This is a genomic window from Skermanella sp. TT6 (assembly GCF_016653635.2).
GTDB classification, from domain to species: Bacteria; Pseudomonadota; Alphaproteobacteria; order Azospirillales; family Azospirillaceae; genus Skermanella; species Skermanella cutis.
In genome coordinates this window covers 4,534,555-4,553,051 of the sequence record NZ_CP067420.1, presented here as the reverse complement: position 1 = coordinate 4,553,051, position 18,497 = coordinate 4,534,555, and the positions used below count along the sequence as shown (strand labels likewise).

Below are 18,497 nucleotides of genomic sequence, written 5' to 3'. Positions count from 1 at the left end.
AAGCTTCCCAGGGAACGGCCCACAAGCATCCAGCCTCCCGAGCAAACCGCCTCCAAGCATTCAGCCTCCACGAACGGCGAAGACCCCGAACCATGAACTGGCTTACCAATTTCGTCCGCCCCAAGATCCGCGCGCTCTACACCAGGAAGGAAGTGCCGGACAATCTCTGGCACAAGTGCGCCAACTGCGAGGCGATGATCTTCCACCGCGACCTGGAAGAGAACCTCCACGTCTGCCAGCATTGCGGCTTCCACATGCGCCTGGATGCCGACAAGCGCCTGAAGATGCTGTTCGACGACGACGACTACCATGTCATCGAGCTGCCCAAGGTGCCGGTCGATCCGCTGCGCTTCCGCGACCAGAAGCGCTACACCGACCGCTTGAAGGAAGCCCAGGCCAAGTCCGGCAAGAACGACGCGATCCAGGTCGCGCACGGCAGGATGGGCGGCATCCCGACCGTCATCGCAGCCTTCGACTTCGGCTTCATGGGCGGCTCCATGGGGATCGCGGTGGGCGAGGGGCTGCTGGCCGCGGCACGGCTCGCCGTCCTCCAGGAGGCGCCGCTGGTCGTGGTGCCGTCCTCCGGCGGCGCCCGCATGCAGGAAGGCATCCTGTCGCTGATGCAGATGCCGCGCAGCACCATCGCGGTGCAGATGGTGAAGGAGGCGGGGCTTCCCTACATCGTCGTCCTGACCGACCCGACCACCGGCGGCGTCACGGCCTCCTTCGCGATGCTGGGCGACCTGCACATCGCCGAGAAGGGCGCGCAGATCGGCTTCGCCGGCGCCCGCGTGATCGAGGACACCATCCGCGAGACCCTGCCGGAAGGCTTCCAGCGGTCCGAATACCTGATGGAGCACGGCATGGTGGACATGGTCGTCCACCGCAAGGACCTCAGGGCCACGCTGGTCCGGGTGCTCGACCTGCTCGGCCGCCCCGGTCCCTCCGCCGAGATCGTCCCCCTGCCGAAGCCGGAGGCCGAGGCCCCCGCCATGACGGCGAAGGCCGCCCCGACGGAGGCCGAGCCGTTGGAAGCGGTCGAGCTTGAACCGGCGTCCCCGGCGCCGGCGCAACCCCAGAGCGGTGAGACAGTTGAGCCAGCCCCCAACGGCGCCGCAGCCGCCGTCACTCCCGGCGATCGTCCCGAGCGGTGAGCGTGCCGACCCGGTCCTGGACCGGCTGAAGCACCTTCACCCCAAGGTCATCGACCTGTCGCTCGGCCGGACCTTCCGGATGCTGGAGGCCGTCGGCAGCCCGCACCTGCGGCTGCCGCCGGTGGTCCATGTGGCGGGGACCAACGGCAAGGGATCGACCATCGCCTTCCTGCGCGCCTTCCTGGAGGCGGCGGGCCGGCGGGTCCACGTCTATACCTCGCCCCATCTCGTGCGCTTCCACGAACGCATCCGGCTGGCCGGGGACCTGATCGCCGACGACCACCTCGCCGCCATCCTGGAGGAGTGCGAGGCGGCGAACCGGGGCGAGCCGATCACCTATTTCGAGATCACGACCGCCGCCGCCATGCTGGCCTTCTCCCGCGTGCCGGCCGACGTGCTGCTGCTGGAGACCGGGCTGGGCGGCCGGCTCGACAGCACCAACGTGGTCGACCGCCCGGCGGTGACGGCGCTGACCCGCATCTCCTACGACCACATGCAATTCCTGGGGCCGACCCTGTCCGCCATCGCGGGCGAGAAGGCCGGCATCATGAAGCCGGGCGTCCCCGCCGTCGTGGCGCCCCAGCCGGCGGAAGAGGCCATGGCGGTCTTCCGCGCCCGCGCCGCCGCGATCGGCGCCCCGCTCCACGCCGCGGGGGAGGATTGGACGGTCGCGGCCGCCGGCGACGGCTTCCGGTTCGAGGGACCCGGCCGACGCGCCGACCTGCCGCTGCCGGCGCTGCCGGGCGCCCACCAGATCGTCAATGCCGGGGTGGCGCTGGCCTGCCTCGACCATCTGCCCGGCCCCCGGGTGCCCGACGCGGCGGTGGTGCGCGGACTGGCGGAGGTCTCCTGGCCCGGCCGGCTCCAGCGGCTGACCCGCGGCCCCCTGGTGGACCGGCTGCCCCCGGGATGGGAACTGTGGCTGGACGGCGGGCACAACGATTCCGCCGGCGAGGTGCTGGGCGCCCAGGCCGCCCGCTGGGCCGCGGCCGACGGAATGCCGCTGAACCTGGTCTTCGGCATGCTGGCGACCAAGGAACCGGCCGACTTCCTGCGGCCCCTCGCCCCCCACGCGCCGCTGCTCCGCGCGGTCGCCGTCCCGGGCGAGGAAGCCTCCCTCCCGCCCCGGGCCGCGGTGGAGGCCGCGCGCGCCGCCGGCATCGCCGATGCCGAGCCGGCCGCCGGCGTGGAGGAGGCCCTGGCCGACATCATGACGCGCGCCGCCGGGCCGACCCGGGTGATGATCTGCGGCTCCCTCTACCTCGCCGGCGCGGTGCTCGCCCGCCACGGTTGAGCTAGCAGCTCGGGAAACCGGGGTCAGACCACCATTTCGCCGGAAGATCGACAGTCGGAAAGCTTGGTGCGAAATGGTGGTCTGACCCCGGTTTCCCCCCCACCGCGCCGGCTTATGTCAGGTGTTGCTTCGCTCCTCCCGGCCTACGGCCGCCCACCACGGATAGTTAACCACTGGTGAACCCGTTCACTGCGCGGCGCCGCCGCCGCGGTTAGCTTCCCCTCCATGCACAGGCCAACGCCCCGCCATGGAGACCGGACATGAACAGCCCCTTCGCCCGCCGCCTCGCCGCCACCGCCGCAATCCTGCTCGCCCCGGCCCTGGCTTCGCCGGGCCACGGCGCCGAGGTCAGGATGTTCGACCGCCCGCCCACCGTGTCCGAGGTCCAGGAACTGCTCAGCGCGCCGGCGCCCCGCTACCGCAGCATCGAGATCGTCGGCGCCGCCGGCAAGGCGGTCCAGAACGCGGCCCCGGCGCCGGCCCCCGCCTCCTATTCGGCGCCCGCGACCGCGCCGGAAACGGCCGCGGCATCCGCCCAGCAGGTCGTCCCGGCCGTCGCCGAAGCCCCGGTCCCCCGGGCCGAGGTCGCGGCGGTTCCGCCGGCTCCGCCCGCCCCCGACGTGGACGAGAAGGCCTTCGGCTTCCGCATCAACTTCGCCTTCGACTCCGCCGTCATCCCGGCCGAATCCTTCGAGTACATCGACACGATCGGCCAGGTCATGCAGGAGTCGCCGGACCTCCGCATCAAGGTCGAAGGGCACACCGACGCCTCCGGCAGCGACGCCTACAACCAGACCCTATCGGAAAAGCGTGCCCGCGCCGTAGCCGAGTACCTGGTGGTCAAGCACCGGATCGCCGGATCCCGCATCCAGGCCGCCGGCATGGGCGAGGGCCATCCCCTCACCGCGAACGCCTTCGACAAGGCGAACCGCCGGGTCCAGTTCGCCCGCGCGAACTGAGATACCCGACCGGGCAGGATCGGCTATCCAGAAGACTCCCGACCCCAAGGGTATTTTAACTTCGTTCGATCCTGTCCGACAATCGACCAGCGTCCGCAAGGATCGACAAGAAGCCGCCGCAGGAGTTGAAATGATCAATCGAGCTGCCGCACTCCTTCTCGCCTGCGCCGCCGCCTTTCCCAGCGTCGCCGCCGCCCAGGACGCCGGCCACGGCGCCGGCCATCACGATGCCGCCCCGGCCGCGCAGCCGGCGGCCGTCCCGGCGAAGCGGATGCCGGCTCCCAAGGACGCCCGGGCCTACATCATCTGGCCGCCCAACGGCGCCGTGATCGAGGGCGGCAAGCTGTGGGTCCGCATGGGGCTCCAGAACTACGGCGTGGCCCCCGCCGGGGTGCGGCGGGACAATACCGGGCACCACCACCTGATCATCGACCGCGACCTGCCGCCGCTCGACGAGCCCATTCCCAACGACCGCAACCACCTGCATTTCGGCGGCGGCCAGACCGAGGCCCGCCTGGAGCTTCCGCCCGGCCAGCATACGCTCCAGACGCTGCTGGGCGATGCCGACCACGTGCCGCACGACCCGCCGGTGACGTCCAACAGGATCACGATCACGGTACGCTGAAAACCGGAAAGGCTCGCCATGAGATCGAACGCCCTGGTCGCCGGCCTCGCCGCAGGACTGGTTTCCCTTATCGCCGTCACGGCCACCGCCGCCGAGCGCCGGCCGGCGCCCAAGGACGCCTACGCCTATATCGGGTGGCCCAACGACGGCGAGGTCGTGACCGGCCGCTTCAAGGTCTGGCTCGGCCTGCGCAACTTCGGCGTGGCGCCCTCGGGCGTCGACCGGCCCAACACCGGGCACCACCACCTGATCATCGACCGGGACCTGCCGCCGCTGGACGAGCCGATCCCGAACGACCGGAACCATATCCATCTCGGCGGCGGGCAGACCGAGACATTCCTGGAGCTGCCGCCCGGGCGCCACACCATCCAGCTGCTCATGGGCGACTTCGACCACGTGCCGCACGACCCGCCCGTGACCTCCAAGCGGATCACCATCACGGTCCGCTGAAGGCCCCATCCCGCAGCAGCCAGACGCGGACGGGGTTGCTCTTGCCGCGGAGCGCGATCTCGCCGACCGGCAGGCCCGCGATGCCGGGGCCGGCCGCGTTCCAGGTGGCCTCGCCGACGATCACCTGGCACCAGGGCGAGGTCGTCTCCGCCACCTCCTTGGCATGGGCCTCCAGCCGGGCGGCGGTGTTGGCCGTGTCGCCGAGCAGCGAATATTCCCGGTGCCGCTCCCCGCCCAGGCTGCCGACCACCAGCGGGCCGGTATGGATGCCGATCCGGACGATCACGGGGGGCAGCCCTTCCTCCAGCCACAGCCGGTTCAGGCCCTCCAGCTCGCGGCCCATGGCCAGGGCGCAGCCCATGGCGCGCGCCGCGTCGGCGTCGATCTCGGCCTGGGTGGTCCGGGCGACCGGCGCCCCGAACACGGCCAGGACGGCGTCGCCGATGAAGCGCAGCACCACCCCGTCATGCTCCCCGACCAGCCGGGTCATGGCCTCCAGATAGGTGTCGAGCCAGCGGATCAGCGCCTCGGGCGGCAGCGCCTCGCAGATCGTGGTGAAGCCCTTGATGTCCGAGAACAGGACCGTGGCGGTGAGCTGCTGGGGCTTCGGCCGACCTCCCGCCATGAAGGTCGCCCGCTCCCGCCACATCTCCTCCGCGACGGGCTGGGAGACATGGGTGGCGAACAGCCGCATCAGGGTGCGCCGGTCCGCCCGTTCGCGCAGCGACCGGTGCGCCGCCATGCCGCCGATCCCGCCGGCCAGCGCCAGCGAGGGGGCGAGCAGGGGGACCAGGGGTCCGCCCGCGGCGAACAGGGTGGCGGCTCCCGCCCACAGGGCCGCCGTCAGCGCGGCGCCCGACGCGGCGAGCAGCCAGACCGGCGGCCCGGCCATGGCCAGCGCCACCCCGGCGGCGGCCAGCGCCAGGGTCAGGGCGCCCTCCCAGCCCGGAGCCAGCCGCCCGCCGGCGCGCCCCTCCAGCATCTGGGCCAGGACGTGGGCCTGGATCTCCACCCCCGGCATGCTGGCGCCGGTCCTGGACAGGGGCGTCCGGTGGCGGTCCGTTCCCGACAGCACGGTGCCGACCAGGACCACCTTGCCGGCCAGCCAGCCCGGCGGCAGCAGGTGGACCAATTCCGCCGGGTAGATCGGGAAGGGCGGCGTCGCGTCGTCCGGCCCGGCGCGCCAGGCGATCCGGAAAGGCTCGGCGGACGGCTCCGCGCCCAGGGCGAGCGCCAGCCGCGCCGGGAAGCTGGGCGTCCCGTCCTCGGCCGCCGGCACGTGCCAGCGGACGGACCCGTCCAGCCTGTCCTTCGCCAGGTTGGCGTAGCCGTGGGGGATGCCGGACAGGAAGGTGCCGAGGAAGGCCTGCTGCCGCTCCGTCAGGGCGGTCTGCTCCAGCGCCGAGATCGCCACCACCGGGACGCCGGGCTCGGAGAGCCGGCGGCGCAGCGACTCGTCAAGCTCCGGCAGCGTGGGTTGGTCGAACAGGATGTCGATGCCGATGGCCCGGACGCCCGCCGCCTTGAGCCGGCCGACCAAGTCCGCCAGGAACCCGCGGTCGACCGGCGAGCGGCAGGCCAGCGCCGCGAAACTGTCCTCTCCCAGGGCCACCATGGCGATGCCGGCGTGCTGGGGCTCGGCGGGGGCGAAATGCCCGATCAGCAGGTCGCCGAAGCTCTCGTCCGCCAGCCTCAGCGGCGGCACGGTCCGGACCAGCAGGAAGGAGGCGGCCGCGATGGCCAGGATGATCGCCCCCGTGATCCAGGACGGCGACAGTCCGGCGGGCATGGCGCGGAACCGGCCGGCGGGCCTCCCGGCGCCAAGTCCCCGATCGGGCGTTCCGACCTCCTGCAAGCGACCTCACTCGACCCGCAGCACGATCTGGGCGACCACCAGCCGGGTCCGCTTGAGCCCGTCGAGCGTGGCTTCCAGCCGCTCGACCGCGTCGCCGTCCATCGGGCGGAACGCCTGGGCTTCGGCGGACAGCGAGGACGGCAGCTCCTGCTCCGCGGAGAAGCACCGGACCTCGCCGTCGCCGCCCAGTTCCGACGCGGAGAGGGGGAGCGGCATCCTGTCGCCGGGGAAGGTCAGGGGCGTGTGGCCTTTCACCAGGGAACCGTCGGATTGGTACGACGGGAAGATCGGGATCAGGCCGTTCCGCAGCCGCAGGTAGCAGTACAGGTGCGCGTCCCGGTTCGTCTGGAGCACCAGGCGGATCTGGTCGCCGCGCCGGTATGTGGGATAAAGCCCGCGGTCGGACGACAGGTACAGGTCCAGCGGGGCCAGCGCCTCGCCCATGGCGGTCAGCACGTGCTCCGCCTGCCGGTTGCAGCCGGCCCGGACGAGGGCCACCGCCAGCGCGCCGACATCGCCGGCCGCCGCCTCCCGGTCCTCGATCAGCCGGAGCACCAGCGCGTTGCTCCGGGTCCGGTCGCCGCTCATCGCCAGCATCCGAGCCCCGTCGGCCAGCGGCGCCCGCGCCGGCCAGGGCTGCACCTCCGCGCCGTCCGGCCAGGAGATCACGGTTTCCGCCCCGTCGGCGGCGTGCAGGATCGCCCGCTCGAAGGCCGGATCCGCCGGCTTGCGGAGTTCCGGCGGTTGGCCGGCGGCGGCGCACCAGGTTCCCGGCAGCGACAGGTCGATCGGGGCCAGCCCGCCGGCCTGGCCGACCGGGGCGGGATCGACGGAACGGGCGGCGCCCAGGTCGTTCTGGGCGAACCGGTCGCCGCCGAACAGGCCGGACAGCCGGCCCTGGACCGGCGCGCCGCCGGACAGCCGGTCCAGCGGCCCGTCATAGGGTCCCTTGACGGTGATCGTCCGGCCGCTGGCGAACAGGAACAGGGCGTTGGTCCCTTCCGGCAAAAGCACCGGCGCGCCGTCCTCGACCACCTGGCCCACGGTGAAGCCGGGAACGGTGGCGGAGACGACGATCGCCTGGTCGGCCGCGGCGGTTCCGGCGGCGCAGAGCGAGAATGCCAGGGCCAGCCAGCCCGGCGGTCGCCTGGTTCGGGGGTGTCGGATCAGCATGGTAACCTCCGTGAATGTCGCCCCATGCTGGACGCTCCCCCGCATGCCCGCAGTAAACCAGGCGACACCCTCGCCCGGATTCAGTTCAGGTCGCGGGCGACCCGGAACCCGTTGGCGAGGTACCGGACGTCCTGGTCGTAGCTGAAGCGCCCGGTCACCGACAGAGAGTCCGCGTCGTTCCGCCAGGATCCGCCGCGCAGGACCCGCTTGCGGCAGTCGCCCTGGGTCCAGGCGCCGCCGTCGGCGGGGGCTCCCCGGTAATCCTTGTTCCAGCAGTCGGCCACCCACTCGGCGACGCCGCCGTTCATGTCGTACAGGCCCAGCGGGTTGGGCTTGAAGCTGCCCACCGGCAGGGGCGTCATCCGCTCGTACATGCCGCCGCAGTTCTCGCAGTTGGCGTTCGCCACGCCCACCGCGTCGCCCCACCAGTAGCGCCCGGCGGTGCCGGCGCGGGCGGCGTATTCCCACTCGGCCTCGCTGGGCAGGCGGTATCGCTGGCCGGTCTTCTTGGACAGCCAGATCGTATAGGCGAGGGCGTCGCGCCAGTGGACATTGTGGACCGGCGTCTCGTCGGTGGCTCCGGCCATGCGCGGCATGTCGCTGCAGCCGCCGCCCTGGACGCAGGCGCGCCATTCCCCCACCGTCACCTCGAACATCCCCAGGGCGAACGGCTTGCCCAGGCTCACCTTGTGGCTCGGCTGCTCGCTGGGGTCGCCGCGCGCGGTCCCCATCGTGAAGCTGCCGGCGGGCAGTCGGACCATGATCGGGCATTCCGGGCAGTCCTGGAAGCTGTTGGACTGGCCCTTGTTGCGGGTCGCCGGGGAGGCCGGCGGCTCGGCCGCGGCCACTTGCCCGGATGGCTTCGCCGGTTCCGGCTTCGGGGGTTCCGGCTTGGGCGGCTCAGCCGCCTTGACCGGCTCCACCGCCTTGGCCGGCTCCGGCTTGGCGGGCGCCGACTTGGGCGGCTCGACCGCTGCCGCGTCCGCCTTCGCCGGAGCGGCCGGCGCCGCCGCCGGGGGAGCGGGCTTGGCGGGAGCCAGGGCCGCCATCCGATCGCGGGCCAGCGGCGAGTTCCTGCCGTCCGGGAAAAGCTGCAGGTACGCGGCGAAGTCGGCCGCCTGGCCGCGCGTCCGGACCTGCTGCCACAGGGCGTCCGCAAGCTCCGGCCCGGCCGGGGGCGTGCCGGCGGTCTCCAGCTCGATGCGGACCGAAGCCGTCGCCTTGCCGCCGCGCCCGTCGTCCGCCAGGATCGCGAAGCTGCCGGCCTCGCCGGGTGCCGCCTGCCCGGGATCGTAGGTCAGGCCGGCGATGTCGGCGGCGGTCAGCTTCTCGCCCACGCGAACCGGCTGCGTTCCCTTGCGGACCGAGCCGCGGGACGGCACGGCCGCGACCGTCAAGGTCAGCGCGTCGCCGTCCGGGTCGCTCGGCGCCTCCAGCCCCAGCTGCGGCAGCGCCATCCGGAATGTGCTCTCGCCGGCAACCACCGGCGGGCGGTTCGACTGGTTGACCGTTATGGCGATCCTGCCGGGGGTGGTCCCGCCCTTGTTGTCCATGACGGTGAAGTCGAAGTTGCCGGCGGGGCCGACCGCGCCGACGTCAGGCTTGTAGGTGACCTGGGACAGCTGGGCGATGCTGAGATAGTCGCCGATCAGCACCAGCCTTTCGCCGATCCGGACCTGCCCGGACGCCGGAAGGCCCGAGACCTGGGCGAACACCTCGTCGCCGTCCGGATCCGCGATGCGGCCGATGCCGAGCTTGACGGCGTCCGACGTGTCGCCGACGACGATGGGCTTCAGGGCCGGCAGCTCCGGGTTCCGGTTCGGCGGGGTCGGGTTGAAATAGAACGCGGTGGCGCCCAGCGACCCGAAGATGAACGGCTCCTGACGGCCCTGGGTGGCCTCCATGACGTTGTCGCGGACCCGGCGGAAGAACAGGCCCAACTCCAGGCCCGGCACCTTCAGGTTCTGCAGGAGCGCCATGGTGTAGGGGCTGTGCTGGCCGGTGCCGTCCTCCGCCAGGGCGTCGGCCCGCGTCGCCAGCGCCACCATCGTGTCGCTCGGGGTGTCGTCGACCCGGGACAGGCCGGCGGAGACGTCGCGCTCCCGCAGCGCCCCGGCATTGCTCCGCGACAGCCGGTCGGCGAACGGGTTGTTGCGGCAGGCGTCCAGGATCAGCACCCCCAGCTTCCGCGCCTGGGCCAGTTCCCCCAGGATCAGGTTGAGCGGCATCGCCTCGTAGACCAGGTCGCGCTCGCGCTCCAGCCGGGCGTCCGAAGGCAGCAGGTAGTTCTGGCCGCGCACCTGGAGGCCGTGGCCGGCATAGAAGATGACCGCCACGTCCGCCTCGGCGGCCCGGATGCCGAAATCGCGGAGGCGCCCGGAAAAACCCCGGTTGTCCAGGTCATAGGCTTCCTCGACCTCGAACTTCAGGTTCTTCAGGGCGGCGGCGATCGCGCGGGCGTCGTTGGGCGGATTGGGCAGGGCCGGGGCGAACTGGTAGGCGCCGATGCCGATCACCAGCGCGATGCGCTTGTCCGCATCGGCAGCGCTCGCCGGACCCGCGCCCAAGGGCAAGGCGCAGGACAGGGTGAAGACCAGCAGGCCCAGGAACCGCAGAACTCTCATCGGAGAAACGTCTCCACTGTCGCATTCTCGCCGCCCGGCCGGGGCTTCGGGCCTGGCCGGCTGCGGCAGCCGACGGTAACATCCTCAATTTATTATAACCCCCTCATGCCGCTCCAGGACAAGCAGGAAAAATAAGTATTTCGGAGGTCCGTCCAAACCGATCGGGTAGTGATCTTTAGTGAGGACTCATTCTAGTCTTCATTGCATGGATCGGTCCTCATGGGCGTTCATGACGTCTTCTTGACTGTCACAGTGGCGGAGGTGAAGGCGTTCACAGACGACGGGAGCGGCAGCGGCCTAGTGTGGGGAACGGACATGGCGGATCCCCCGCCGGTCACCGTCCTTCGGGGAGGCGCATCCCAATGCGGGCACCGACAGCAATCCTGATCGCCGGGACTTTCCTGGCCTTCGCAGCGCCCGGCGGCGCCGGAGCGAAGGAATTGAACCAGCGGACCCACCTGGAGCCTCGCTTCAACGGCAAGATCCAGATGGAGATCGCCAAGAGCTGGCGCCGGCGCGGAGAATTGCAGGACCAGGACTTCACCCAGGGCGCCGCCCAGGGCGGCAAGCTGTCCTGCGGCAGCCAGGCCGTGGGCAACGTCTATGTTCCCCGGGGCGCCACGGCCCCGCGGGAGGTCGTCACCATCATCACGGGCGACGTGATCAACAATGTGGGACGCGGCGGATGCTGACCCGCTTTCGCGTCGCTCGCCCCCTGTTCCGGCCGATCGCCCTGAGCCTCGGCCTGTCGGCGCTCGCGGTCGGCGTCGCGGCCGCCACCGTGGTCAAGGAGGGAGGGCCGCAGCTGGGGGCGAAGCCGGGCGGCTCGGCCTCGGTGGCCCCGGACGGTGCAGTCCGCCTGCAATGCTGGCAGCAGGGCAGCCGCATCATCGACGAGGGCGACCTGCGGGACGCCGCGGTGGGCTACTTCGAAGGGGCCGGCAGCCTGCGTTTCCGCCGCGGCTCCGCGCCCGGCCGCATGGTGATGCTGCTGAGCCCGGCCCCGGAGACCACCTGCCTGCTGATCGAGGACGGCGAGTAGGCGACGGCGCACTCCCATTCCATTCCCGGAGGAATATGATGATGAACCGGTACCTTCTGGCCACCGTCATGATGGCCTGCGCCCTGGCGGCGGGACCCGCCTCGGCACGGGATCGAACGACGATCGACGAAAGCTTCGGCGCCGGCGCGCTCGACCTCCGCGGACTGGCGGCCCGGGTGAATGTCCGTCTCCATGACTCCGGCACCATCCGGCTGAGAGCGACCGGCCCCGCCTCCTGGATCGGGGACCTGTCGCGGCATGCCGAGGACGGCGCCCTTGTGGTGAGCGCCGGGCCGGTCCAGGGCTTTCGGGCCGGGTCCGCGGTGACGATCGCGACCGGTTTCGGCGCCCGGGCGGTCACCCGGATCGGCGGCCTGACCATGGCGACGGAGGGCACCGGCGACGGCGACCTGCCGGAGGTGGAGCTGTGGGTCCCGGCGGGAACCCCGCTCACCGCGACCTCCACCGTCGGCGAATGGGACATCGCCGACCTGAGGGCGCCGCTCACGATCGAGGTCGCGGCCGGGCAGGTGGCCGCGGGCGCCGTCACCGACGCCACGGTCAGGATCCTCGGCAGCGGCGCCGTGACGGTCGCCCGGGTGGACGGCGACCTGGGCGCTGATCTTTCCGGTGCCGGCGACATCACGGTCGCCGGCGGCCGGGTGGACATGCTGACGGCTTCCATCGCCGGAACCGGCACCATCCGGGTCCAGGCCCCGGCGGAGCGCGCCGATCTCGCCATCTCCGGCATCGGAACCATCGACGCCGACCGGATCGTGCGCAAGCCGTCGGTACGGGTCAGCGGCGTCGGGACTGTCCGGACCGGATTCAGGTGAACGGCATGGTCAGCCGGGAATCACGGTAAAGCCTGCATTAACCATGACGACCCTAGTGTCTCCGGACCGGCCGGAACAGCTTCCGGCACGCGTCCAGAGCACGAGACGTCATGACGATATCCCCGGTTCCCTCGACCCCCCAGCATCCCCGTGCCGCGACCGTCCATCGCGGCATCCGCGGGCTCTACGCGGCCTTCTGGCGTCATGCGGAAGGCGGCAGGCCGCTGGTCGTCACTTTCCTGGGCCTGCTGTTCCTGGCCCAGGCGGTGCGGCTGGCGATCCCCTATTTCTTCGGCGCGGCGGTCAATTCGCTCCAGACGGCGGGCACCGCCGGAACCCAGGACGTGGCGCTCGCCGGGTGGAACATGGCCCTGATGTTCGGCGCCTGCGTGCTCGGCTGGGCGATGCACGGGCCGGGTCGGGTGCTCGAACGCTTCATGGCGGTGCGCATCCGCGAGCGGTTCGCCGATTCGCTCTATGCCAAGGCCGTATCCCTGCCGCTCCGCTGGCACGAACGCCACCATTCCGGCGACACCATCCAGCGCATGGCGAAGGCGACCCAGGCGCTGTTCGGCTTCTCGCAGAACCAGTTCATCTATCTCCAGAATTCGGTCAGCCTGATCGGCCCGCTGGCGGCGCTGTGCCTCGTGTCGGCCTGGACTGGGGCGGCGGCCGTGCTGGGCTATGCCCTGATCTTCGCGATCCTGGTCCGGTTCGACCGGATCATGGTCTTCCTGCTGAACGAGGAGAACCGGTTCGAGCGGCGCTACACCGCCGAACTGATCGACTGCCTGGGCAACATCTCCACGGTCCTGACGCTGCGCCTCCAGGCGGCCACCCGCTCTGCGGTGGCCGCCCGGCTGACTTCCGTGTTCGCGCCGCTCCGCCGGGGCATCGTGTTCAACGAGGCGAAGTGGTGCGCGATCGACCTGCTCAACAATGCGATCCGCTGCGGCCTCGTGGCGCTCTATGCCTGGCTCGCCTGGCGGAGCGACGGCCTGATCCTGCTCGGCACCGCCGTCATGGTCCACCAGTATTCCCAGCAGATCGGGAACGTCGTCGGCTCCATGGCGACCAACTGGCAGGACCTGGTGCGCTACCAGGCCGACATCGGCAGCGCGGACGAGATCCTGTCGGCCGAGAGCCGCCGGTCGGCCTCGGCCCTGCCGGTCCCGGCCGACTGGCGGGAGATCAGCGTCGAGGGACTGACCTTCAGCCACGCCACGCGCCACGAGGACCGGCCGACGCTGCGCGACGTCTCCCTCGTGCTGAAGCGCGGCGGCCGGATCGCGCTCATCGGCGAGAGCGGATCGGGCAAGAGCACCCTGCTGCGGGTCCTGGCCGGCCTCTACGAGGCGGACCGCGTGTCCATCGCCTTCGACGGCGAGGCCCGGCCCGACCTGGGCGATCTCGGCCCGGTCGCGACGCTGGTGCCGCAGGATCCGGAGATCTTCGAGGGATCGGTCGCCCAGAACATCACCATGGGCATCGCCTATCCGGCGGCGGCGGTCGAGCGGGCCTGCGCCCTGGCCTGCCTCGGCCCGGTGATCGACCGGCTTCCCGGGGGCCTCGCGACGGAGATCACCGAGCGCGGCCTGAACCTGTCGGGCGGGCAGAAGCAGCGGCTGGCGCTGGCGCGCGGCATCCTGGCGTCGCGCGACAGCTCGCTGATCATGCTGGACGAGCCGACCAGCAGCATGGACCCGGCCACCGAGGCGCGGATCTACGACAACCTGCTGGCCGAGTTCCCCGACGCCTGCATCGCGTCCTCGATCCACCGGCTGCACCTGCTGACGCGTTTCGACACCATCGTCTGGATGGCAGACGGCGCGGTGGTCGACCTGGGCCCGCTCGACGCGCTGCTGGAGCGCCAACCGGCTTTCCGCGCGCTATGGGAAAGCTACGCGGGAACCCGGACCGGAAGCGGCCCCGCCGGTCACTCGGGGCTGGTGCTGGCCGCCTGAGACTGCTTGGCGGCATTCCGGGAGCGGCGCCATTCGGTCCAGCGCCGCTCGCCGCGGATCATCAGGGTTGAGGTCGGGCGGCGCAGGAACGGCACGTCCAGGGCGAGCAGGAGCACGCCCAGGGGGACCATCCAGAAGCCCAGGATCGGCAGGAACCCTACCAGGCCGCCAAGGATGAAGAGGACGCCGGTCGGTATCCGGATCCAGCGGGCGTCGGGCTTGCGGAGGCCGCCGACCGGCCGGGCGATCCAGCCGGGCAGGCGGCGCTGAAGGCGCTCGAAACTGCGGTCGAGCCGCCGTTGGTCTGAGTTGATCATGATGCGCCCTGAACTGGGGATCCCGGGGCCGTTTTTGAAGATCCGGCACCAACAGGTCACAGGAGATCACAGGTGCCGCGGGTCCTGACATTCCGGTTTGCCCCCGCCCGCCGGCGCGGGTAGATAGCCGGCAGGGCGGGGCAGGGAGTCGTCATGCAGCCGGACATCATCGAAGCCGCTCGCGGCCTGATCGCGGCCAAGCGGTACCGGGCGGCACGCCGCCTGCTCGCGTCCCGGCCCGACCTGCCGCCCGGCGGCCTGGCCCTGCTCGGGACGGCCTGTCTCGGCCTGAAGGACTTCCAACCCGCGCTTCTCCACCTGCGCCGCGCCGCCGACCTGGATCCCGACGACATCGGGATCCGCGTGCAGCTCGCGCGGGCCTGCACCGCCGCGGGCCTGCCCCATGTCTCGATCGCCCTGATGGAGCCGCTGGCGATGGCGCCGCCGGTCCGTGCCGACGCGTGGGAGGCGCTGGCCGCCGCCTACCGCCTGGACGCCCGCTACGCGGACGCCGTCCGCCTGTCGGCGCGGGCCGCTTCGGCCGGCGGGCAGACCGGGCAGTTGCTGTACGAGGAAGCCATGTGCCGCCATGCCCTGGGCGACGCCGCCGCGGCGCTGGCCGCCTGGGACAGGCTTCTCGACCGCCAGCCCGGCCTCGCGGCCGGCTGGTTCCAGAGCCATGCCGCGGCGCTCCAGGTCCGGTCGCTCGAGGACGCGATCGATCGCCTGGACCGGGCGACCGCCTGCCACGGCGCCAACGGCAAGTACTGGGCCTTCCTGGCCGCCTATGCGCTGCTCGACGGCAGGGACGGCGACGCGGCCGCAATCCTGGACGGGCCGCTCCGCGACCGGCCGCACCACCATGCGCCGGTGGACGGCGTCCGCGCGCTGCTGCCGCGCCGCGCCGCCGATTTCCGCCTGTTCGGCTGCGGCGCCGACCTGCTCCGGCACGGCGTCGGCCTGGCGGCCCGACAGGGATTGGTGCTGGAGTTCGGCGTCAGGCGCGGAACCTCGATCGGCCATATCGCCGAGGTCGCCGGCCAGGAAGTCCATGGCTTCGACTCGTTCGAGGGGCTGCCGGAGGACTGGGGCACCCAGCGCCGGGGGAGCTTCACCACCGGCCTGGAACTGCCGGCCGTGGGAAGCAACGTAACCCTCCACGCCGGCTGGTTCGACGACACCCTGCCGCCGTTCCTGGCCGGCCACAGCGCGCCCGTGCGCTTCGCCAACATCGATTGCGACATCTACTCATCGACCCGCACCGTGCTGACGGCCCTGGCCGGCCGGCTGGCGCCGGGGGCGATCCTGGTATTCGACGAGTTCATCGGGAACCGCACCTGGCGCGAGCACGAGTACAGGGCGTTCATGGAATGCGCCGCGGAGACGGACATGGGATACGAGTACGCCTCGGCCTGCCCCTTTACGGGCCAAGTCGCGGTGCGCATCCTTTGAGCGGAGGGACGCCCGGGCGGGTGGAGCGGTTCACCGGAACAGCCTTTTCAGAAGGGCGTGCATCGGCAGATGAACGGCGATCGGCAACAGCAGCATATAGAGCCCGAGATAGAGCAGCGGGTCCATGAACCGTTGCGGGTCCTCGCCGGGGCCGAAGACCCAATTGATATTGTTGTCCGGGGAGGTCAGCAGCCAGGTCGCCGGCAGCACGATCCAGGCCAGCACGGTCTGCGCCGGCAGGGCGCGCGGCTCATAGCCCTGGCGGACGAGCATCCAGACCAGGATGGGCGGCAGGAACAGGTGGAACAGCGACAAGCCGCGCAGGTAGAGCGGATACTCGTCGTCGAACATGTAGCCGGCCAGGTCGACCAGCGTGCCGCCCGTGAGAAAGTCGATCGTCCAGACGATCTCCAGGGGCAGCACCCCGACCGCCATCATGGAGAAGAGAAGCCTGTTGCCGGTCCACAGGCAGATCACGACGCAGAACAGCGCGATGTCCGAGAACCACAGGAAGTTGCCCGGTCCGTACTCGCGCCAGTAGATCGGCACCAGCACGATCACGAACAGCGTACAGGGCAGCCGCAGCCAGAGAGGGTAGACCGTCCTGCCCGATGCCGTAGCGGCCGCCGGCGCTCCGGCCGGCGGCGCCGCGCTCACGCGTCCGTCCGGTTGGTCGCCCGGGATCGGCGGTCCTCCTCGAGATCATAGGCGGTGGAGACGACCTTCCTGGCGCCCCGGGGGAAAATGGCGCCCAGGACGCCGACGGTCGTCAGGCCGACCAGAAAAATGAACCCCAGACCTTTCCCGAATGCGCTGAGCATCTTCGCTTCCTTTCCGTTCCTTCGTGGTTCCGTCGTCTCGTTCGCGGGCGGATGCCGGCCCCGCCCCGAAGCGTCATCGGCCGCCGGCATCCCGACCCGCATCGACGCTCCCGGTCCGCCCGTATTCCGGAGCCTTGTCGAAGTCGCCCCGGGTCAGGGTGACCCGGACATCGCCCGTGCCGAAATCGGCCTCGGCCTCCGACCAGGGGATGGCCACCTCCCGACCGCCCAAACCCAGGAAGCCGCCGCTGGCGACGATCAGGTGCTCGATCCCGCCGGAAAGGCTGAGCAGGAAATTGCTGATCCTGCCCAGCACCTCGCCGTCCGCGCCGATGACGCTTCGGCCGATCAGGTCGTTCGCATGAACGACGTCGGACTCCGCCTCGATGCCGGCGGCGCTGCCGGAGCGCCCGGCCTGGATCCGTTCGCGCTGCGCCCCTGCATCCATGCCGCCTTGCGCAGGAACGACCGGAAGGGGCGCCAGCGCGAGGACGAGCGCGGCGGTCAGCGGCGTCATCCGCAACGCGGATGGCCGCATGCTTTCCTTCCCCGCGGCGCTTCCCGTCATCCCCGTGTCCAGAGGAACGATCGGAGCCGCTTGGCGATGCCGAATTCCGGATCCGGTTCCGGAGGCGGCATCTTGCGTATGGACCTGTGGAGGCTTTCGGCGACCGACAAGGCCTCGTCCCTGGGCAGATCGCTCGCCATCACGTACATCAGCGGACCGTCGAGCCAATAGGCGACCCGAACATCATTGCGCGTTTCGGTCTCGATGTCGGGATCCGGGTCGGGAAGGCGGGGCTGGACCTGAAGCGTCAGCCGGCGGCCCTGGTCGTCCTCGTAGGACAGTTGGGCGGCCTGGGAACGGTTGGTCGTCGCGGTGACCTGGCTGCCGACCAGGCTGAACCGGTAGCGGCTCAAATCCGGGATCTGCAGGTCGACCATGCTCGCCTGTTCGATCCACTGGATCGGGCGCAGCACCGGTTCCGACGGTGCCAGATGCCCCGCCACGGCCGCGTTCCTCACGTCCGCATGCGCCAGCGAGGCGCTTTCTCGAAGGACCTGGGTCGAGACCTCATGGCTGGGGATCAGCGTCGCCGCCGACCATCCCAGTGCGCATCCTAGGAGAAGAGTTGCCGCAAGCGGCGGCATATGGCCGACCAGGCCGGGAAACCGGGACGGCCGCTTCGGCTTGAACGCCGATGACAGCCGGCTGGGCAGGGCTTCCCCGGCCACGGGATCGAAGATCGCCCGCATGGCATCGTTCTGCAGCCTGCAACGCCTGACCCACTCGGCCTTGTCGGGGTGCAGCGCCAGGTATGCTTCGACTGCGCGCCGTCGCGGCAGATCGAGCAGATCGTCGATATAGGCGTGCAGATCGAGATCGCGGATATCGTCGTAGTCATCCATCACTTCACCCTCCTCAGGGTGACGGGCCTCACGGCGGCGGGACGTGTCTCTTCGAGGTTCAAGGATTGGAGCGCTTCACGGGCGCGCGACATGCGCGAACGCACCGTGCCGATAGGGACATCCAGGACGCAGGCGGCTTCCTCGTAGCTCAGCCCCTCGAGCACGACCAGCAGAAGCGTCTCGCGCTGGGAGGCGGGAAGATCATCGAGGGCCCGCGCCATCTCCTGGAGCTGCATATGCCCGAACTGGCGGGCCGGCTGGGTGACGCTGACGTCCTCCAGCGGGGTGGTCTCGGGCGTTCTGCGGTGGTGCCGGATCAGGTTGACGTGGACATTGTACAGGATCTTGAGGAGCCACCCCCGCATGCTTCCGATCCGCCGCCAGAGATGCTGCTTGCGCAGGGCTCGCTCCAGGCACTCCTGCACCAGGTCGTCGGCACGGTCACGGTCCCTGACCAGGGCCCGCGCGTATCGGCGCAAACCCGGAACTTCACGGGCGATCAGCCATTCGGTGTCGTCCAT

At 70.9% G+C, this 18,497-nt stretch carries 19 protein-coding genes; 10 read left to right on the top strand and 9 right to left on the bottom strand.

Going from position 1 to position 18,497, the window contains the following annotated elements; translation table 11 throughout:
* Positions 1–92: 92 nt before the first annotated feature.
* From accD to IGS68_RS21200, 5 genes are all read left to right on the top strand, one after another.
* Positions 93–1,154, top strand: a complete 1,062-nt coding sequence (gene accD / locus IGS68_RS21220) for an acetyl-CoA carboxylase, carboxyltransferase subunit beta (protein WP_201073554.1) — start codon at positions 93–95, stop codon at positions 1,152–1,154.
* The gene (locus tag IGS68_RS21215) at positions 1,093–2,448 is read left to right on the top strand and encodes a bifunctional folylpolyglutamate synthase/dihydrofolate synthase (RefSeq protein ID WP_371821840.1); all 1,356 of its coding nucleotides are present in this window, start codon (positions 1,093–1,095) and stop codon (positions 2,446–2,448) included. The genes accD and IGS68_RS21215 overlap by 62 nt, the downstream gene beginning before the upstream one ends.
* 260 nt (positions 2,449–2,708) lie before the next feature.
* Complete coding sequence (locus IGS68_RS35675) at positions 2,709–3,407, top strand: OmpA family protein (protein WP_305800071.1); 699 nt, start codon at positions 2,709–2,711, stop codon at positions 3,405–3,407.
* A gap of 130 nt (positions 3,408–3,537) precedes the next feature.
* Entirely contained in the window at positions 3,538–4,032 is a 495-nt protein-coding gene (locus tag IGS68_RS21205; protein ID WP_247881008.1) for a DUF4399 domain-containing protein, read from the top strand.
* Positions 4,033–4,050: 18 nt separating this feature from the next.
* Positions 4,051–4,482, top strand: coding sequence for a DUF4399 domain-containing protein (locus tag IGS68_RS21200; RefSeq protein ID WP_201073552.1), 432 nt, complete (start codon positions 4,051–4,053; stop codon positions 4,480–4,482).
* Here IGS68_RS21200 and IGS68_RS21195 read toward each other — a convergent pair.
* From IGS68_RS21195 to IGS68_RS21185, 3 genes are all read right to left on the bottom strand, one after another.
* Positions 4,469–6,271, bottom strand: coding sequence for an adenylate/guanylate cyclase domain-containing protein (locus IGS68_RS21195; protein WP_201073550.1), 1,803 nt, complete (start codon positions 6,269–6,271; stop codon positions 4,469–4,471). The genes IGS68_RS21200 and IGS68_RS21195 overlap by 14 nt on opposite strands.
* 72 nt (positions 6,272–6,343) lie before the next feature.
* Positions 6,344–7,510, bottom strand: coding sequence for a DUF4384 domain-containing protein (locus IGS68_RS21190; protein WP_201073548.1), 1,167 nt, complete (start codon positions 7,508–7,510; stop codon positions 6,344–6,346).
* Positions 7,511–7,590: 80 nt separating this feature from the next.
* Positions 7,591–10,134, bottom strand: a complete 2,544-nt coding sequence (locus IGS68_RS21185; protein ID WP_201073546.1) for an SUMF1/EgtB/PvdO family nonheme iron enzyme — start codon at positions 10,132–10,134, stop codon at positions 7,591–7,593.
* Between the two features lie 362 nt (positions 10,135–10,496).
* On the opposite strand from IGS68_RS21185, the gene IGS68_RS21180 reads away from it, so the two are divergent.
* The 4 genes from IGS68_RS21180 (at position 10,497) to IGS68_RS21165 (ending at position 13,976) form a co-directional block, all read left to right on the top strand.
* Positions 10,497–10,826 (top strand): hypothetical protein, encoded by a 330-nt coding sequence (locus IGS68_RS21180; protein WP_201073538.1) that lies wholly within the window; start codon positions 10,497–10,499, stop codon positions 10,824–10,826.
* The gene (locus IGS68_RS21175; protein ID WP_201073536.1) at positions 10,820–11,176 is read left to right on the top strand and encodes a hypothetical protein; all 357 of its coding nucleotides are present in this window, start codon (positions 10,820–10,822) and stop codon (positions 11,174–11,176) included. Before IGS68_RS21180 ends, IGS68_RS21175 begins: the two co-directional genes overlap by 7 nt.
* Positions 11,177–11,217: 41 nt before the next feature.
* On the top strand, positions 11,218–12,012 hold the full coding sequence (locus tag IGS68_RS21170) for a GIN domain-containing protein (protein WP_201073534.1): 795 nt from the start codon (positions 11,218–11,220) through the stop codon (positions 12,010–12,012).
* Between the two features lie 110 nt (positions 12,013–12,122).
* Positions 12,123–13,976, top strand: a complete 1,854-nt coding sequence (locus IGS68_RS21165; RefSeq protein WP_201073532.1) for an ABC transporter ATP-binding protein — start codon at positions 12,123–12,125, stop codon at positions 13,974–13,976.
* On the opposite strand, the gene IGS68_RS21160 is transcribed toward IGS68_RS21165, so the two are convergent.
* On the bottom strand, positions 13,949–14,293 hold the full coding sequence (locus tag IGS68_RS21160; protein WP_201073530.1) for a hypothetical protein: 345 nt from the start codon (positions 14,291–14,293) through the stop codon (positions 13,949–13,951). The genes IGS68_RS21165 and IGS68_RS21160 overlap by 28 nt on opposite strands.
* A gap of 153 nt (positions 14,294–14,446) precedes the next feature.
* Between IGS68_RS21160 and IGS68_RS21155 the strand changes: the two genes are divergently transcribed.
* A complete protein-coding gene (locus tag IGS68_RS21155) occupies positions 14,447–15,745 on the top strand; it encodes a class I SAM-dependent methyltransferase (protein ID WP_201073529.1) in 1,299 nt (432 codons plus the stop codon).
* Between the two features lie 30 nt (positions 15,746–15,775).
* Here the strand turns inward: IGS68_RS21155 and IGS68_RS21150 are convergent, their stop codons facing one another.
* The 5 genes from IGS68_RS21150 to IGS68_RS21130 form a co-directional block, all read right to left on the bottom strand.
* Positions 15,776–16,402 carry a hypothetical protein gene (locus IGS68_RS21150; RefSeq protein ID WP_201073527.1) on the bottom strand — a complete coding sequence of 209 codons (627 nt, stop codon included), beginning with the start codon at positions 16,400–16,402 and terminating at the stop codon, positions 15,776–15,778.
* On the bottom strand, positions 16,399–16,566 hold the full coding sequence (locus IGS68_RS21145) for a hypothetical protein (protein ID WP_201073525.1): 168 nt from the start codon (positions 16,564–16,566) through the stop codon (positions 16,399–16,401). The genes IGS68_RS21150 and IGS68_RS21145 overlap by 4 nt, the downstream gene beginning before the upstream one ends.
* A 73-nt stretch (positions 16,567–16,639) precedes the next feature.
* Positions 16,640–17,104: a PRC-barrel domain-containing protein gene (locus IGS68_RS21140; RefSeq protein ID WP_201073523.1), complete on the bottom strand. Its 465-nt coding sequence runs from the start codon at positions 17,102–17,104 to the stop codon at positions 16,640–16,642.
* Positions 17,105–17,130: 26 nt separating this feature from the next.
* The gene (locus IGS68_RS21135) at positions 17,131–17,976 is read right to left on the bottom strand and encodes an anti-sigma factor family protein (protein WP_201073521.1); all 846 of its coding nucleotides are present in this window, start codon (positions 17,974–17,976) and stop codon (positions 17,131–17,133) included.
* The gene (locus tag IGS68_RS21130) at positions 17,976–18,497 is read right to left on the bottom strand and encodes a sigma-70 family RNA polymerase sigma factor (RefSeq protein WP_201073519.1); all 522 of its coding nucleotides are present in this window, start codon (positions 18,495–18,497) and stop codon (positions 17,976–17,978) included. Before IGS68_RS21130 ends, IGS68_RS21135 begins: the two co-directional genes overlap by 1 nt.

Bases quoted from the DNA above. Each gene is read 5' to 3' on its own strand.
- IGS68_RS21165 (WP_201073532.1), top strand. From the start codon at position 12,123: ATGACGATATCCCCGGTTCCCTCGACCCCCCAGCATCCCCGTGCCGCG.
- IGS68_RS35675 (WP_305800071.1), top strand. From the start codon at position 2,709: ATGAACAGCCCCTTCGCCCGCCGCCTCGCCGCCACCGCCGCAATCCTG.
- IGS68_RS21170 (WP_201073534.1), top strand. From the start codon at position 11,218: ATGAACCGGTACCTTCTGGCCACCGTCATGATGGCCTGCGCCCTGGCG.
- IGS68_RS21195 (WP_201073550.1), bottom strand. From the start codon at position 6,271: ATGCCCGCCGGACTGTCGCCGTCCTGGATCACGGGGGCGATCATCCTG.
- IGS68_RS21185 (WP_201073546.1), bottom strand. From the start codon at position 10,134: ATGAGAGTTCTGCGGTTCCTGGGCCTGCTGGTCTTCACCCTGTCCTGC.
- IGS68_RS21175 (WP_201073536.1), top strand. From the start codon at position 10,820: ATGCTGACCCGCTTTCGCGTCGCTCGCCCCCTGTTCCGGCCGATCGCC.
- IGS68_RS21205 (WP_247881008.1), top strand. From the start codon at position 3,538: ATGATCAATCGAGCTGCCGCACTCCTTCTCGCCTGCGCCGCCGCCTTT.
- IGS68_RS21190 (WP_201073548.1), bottom strand. From the start codon at position 7,510: ATGCTGATCCGACACCCCCGAACCAGGCGACCGCCGGGCTGGCTGGCC.
- IGS68_RS21155 (WP_201073529.1), top strand. From the start codon at position 14,447: ATGCAGCCGGACATCATCGAAGCCGCTCGCGGCCTGATCGCGGCCAAG.
- accD (WP_201073554.1), top strand. From the start codon at position 93: ATGAACTGGCTTACCAATTTCGTCCGCCCCAAGATCCGCGCGCTCTAC.
- IGS68_RS21200 (WP_201073552.1), top strand. From the start codon at position 4,051: ATGAGATCGAACGCCCTGGTCGCCGGCCTCGCCGCAGGACTGGTTTCC.
- IGS68_RS21135 (WP_201073521.1), bottom strand. From the start codon at position 17,976: ATGGATGACTACGACGATATCCGCGATCTCGATCTGCACGCCTATATC.
- IGS68_RS21180 (WP_201073538.1), top strand. From the start codon at position 10,497: ATGCGGGCACCGACAGCAATCCTGATCGCCGGGACTTTCCTGGCCTTC.
- IGS68_RS21145 (WP_201073525.1), bottom strand. From the start codon at position 16,566: ATGCTCAGCGCATTCGGGAAAGGTCTGGGGTTCATTTTTCTGGTCGGC.
- IGS68_RS21160 (WP_201073530.1), bottom strand. From the start codon at position 14,293: ATGATCAACTCAGACCAACGGCGGCTCGACCGCAGTTTCGAGCGCCTT.
- IGS68_RS21140 (WP_201073523.1), bottom strand. From the start codon at position 17,104: ATGCGGCCATCCGCGTTGCGGATGACGCCGCTGACCGCCGCGCTCGTC.
- IGS68_RS21130 (WP_201073519.1), bottom strand. From the start codon at position 18,497: ATGGACGACACCGAATGGCTGATCGCCCGTGAAGTTCCGGGTTTGCGC.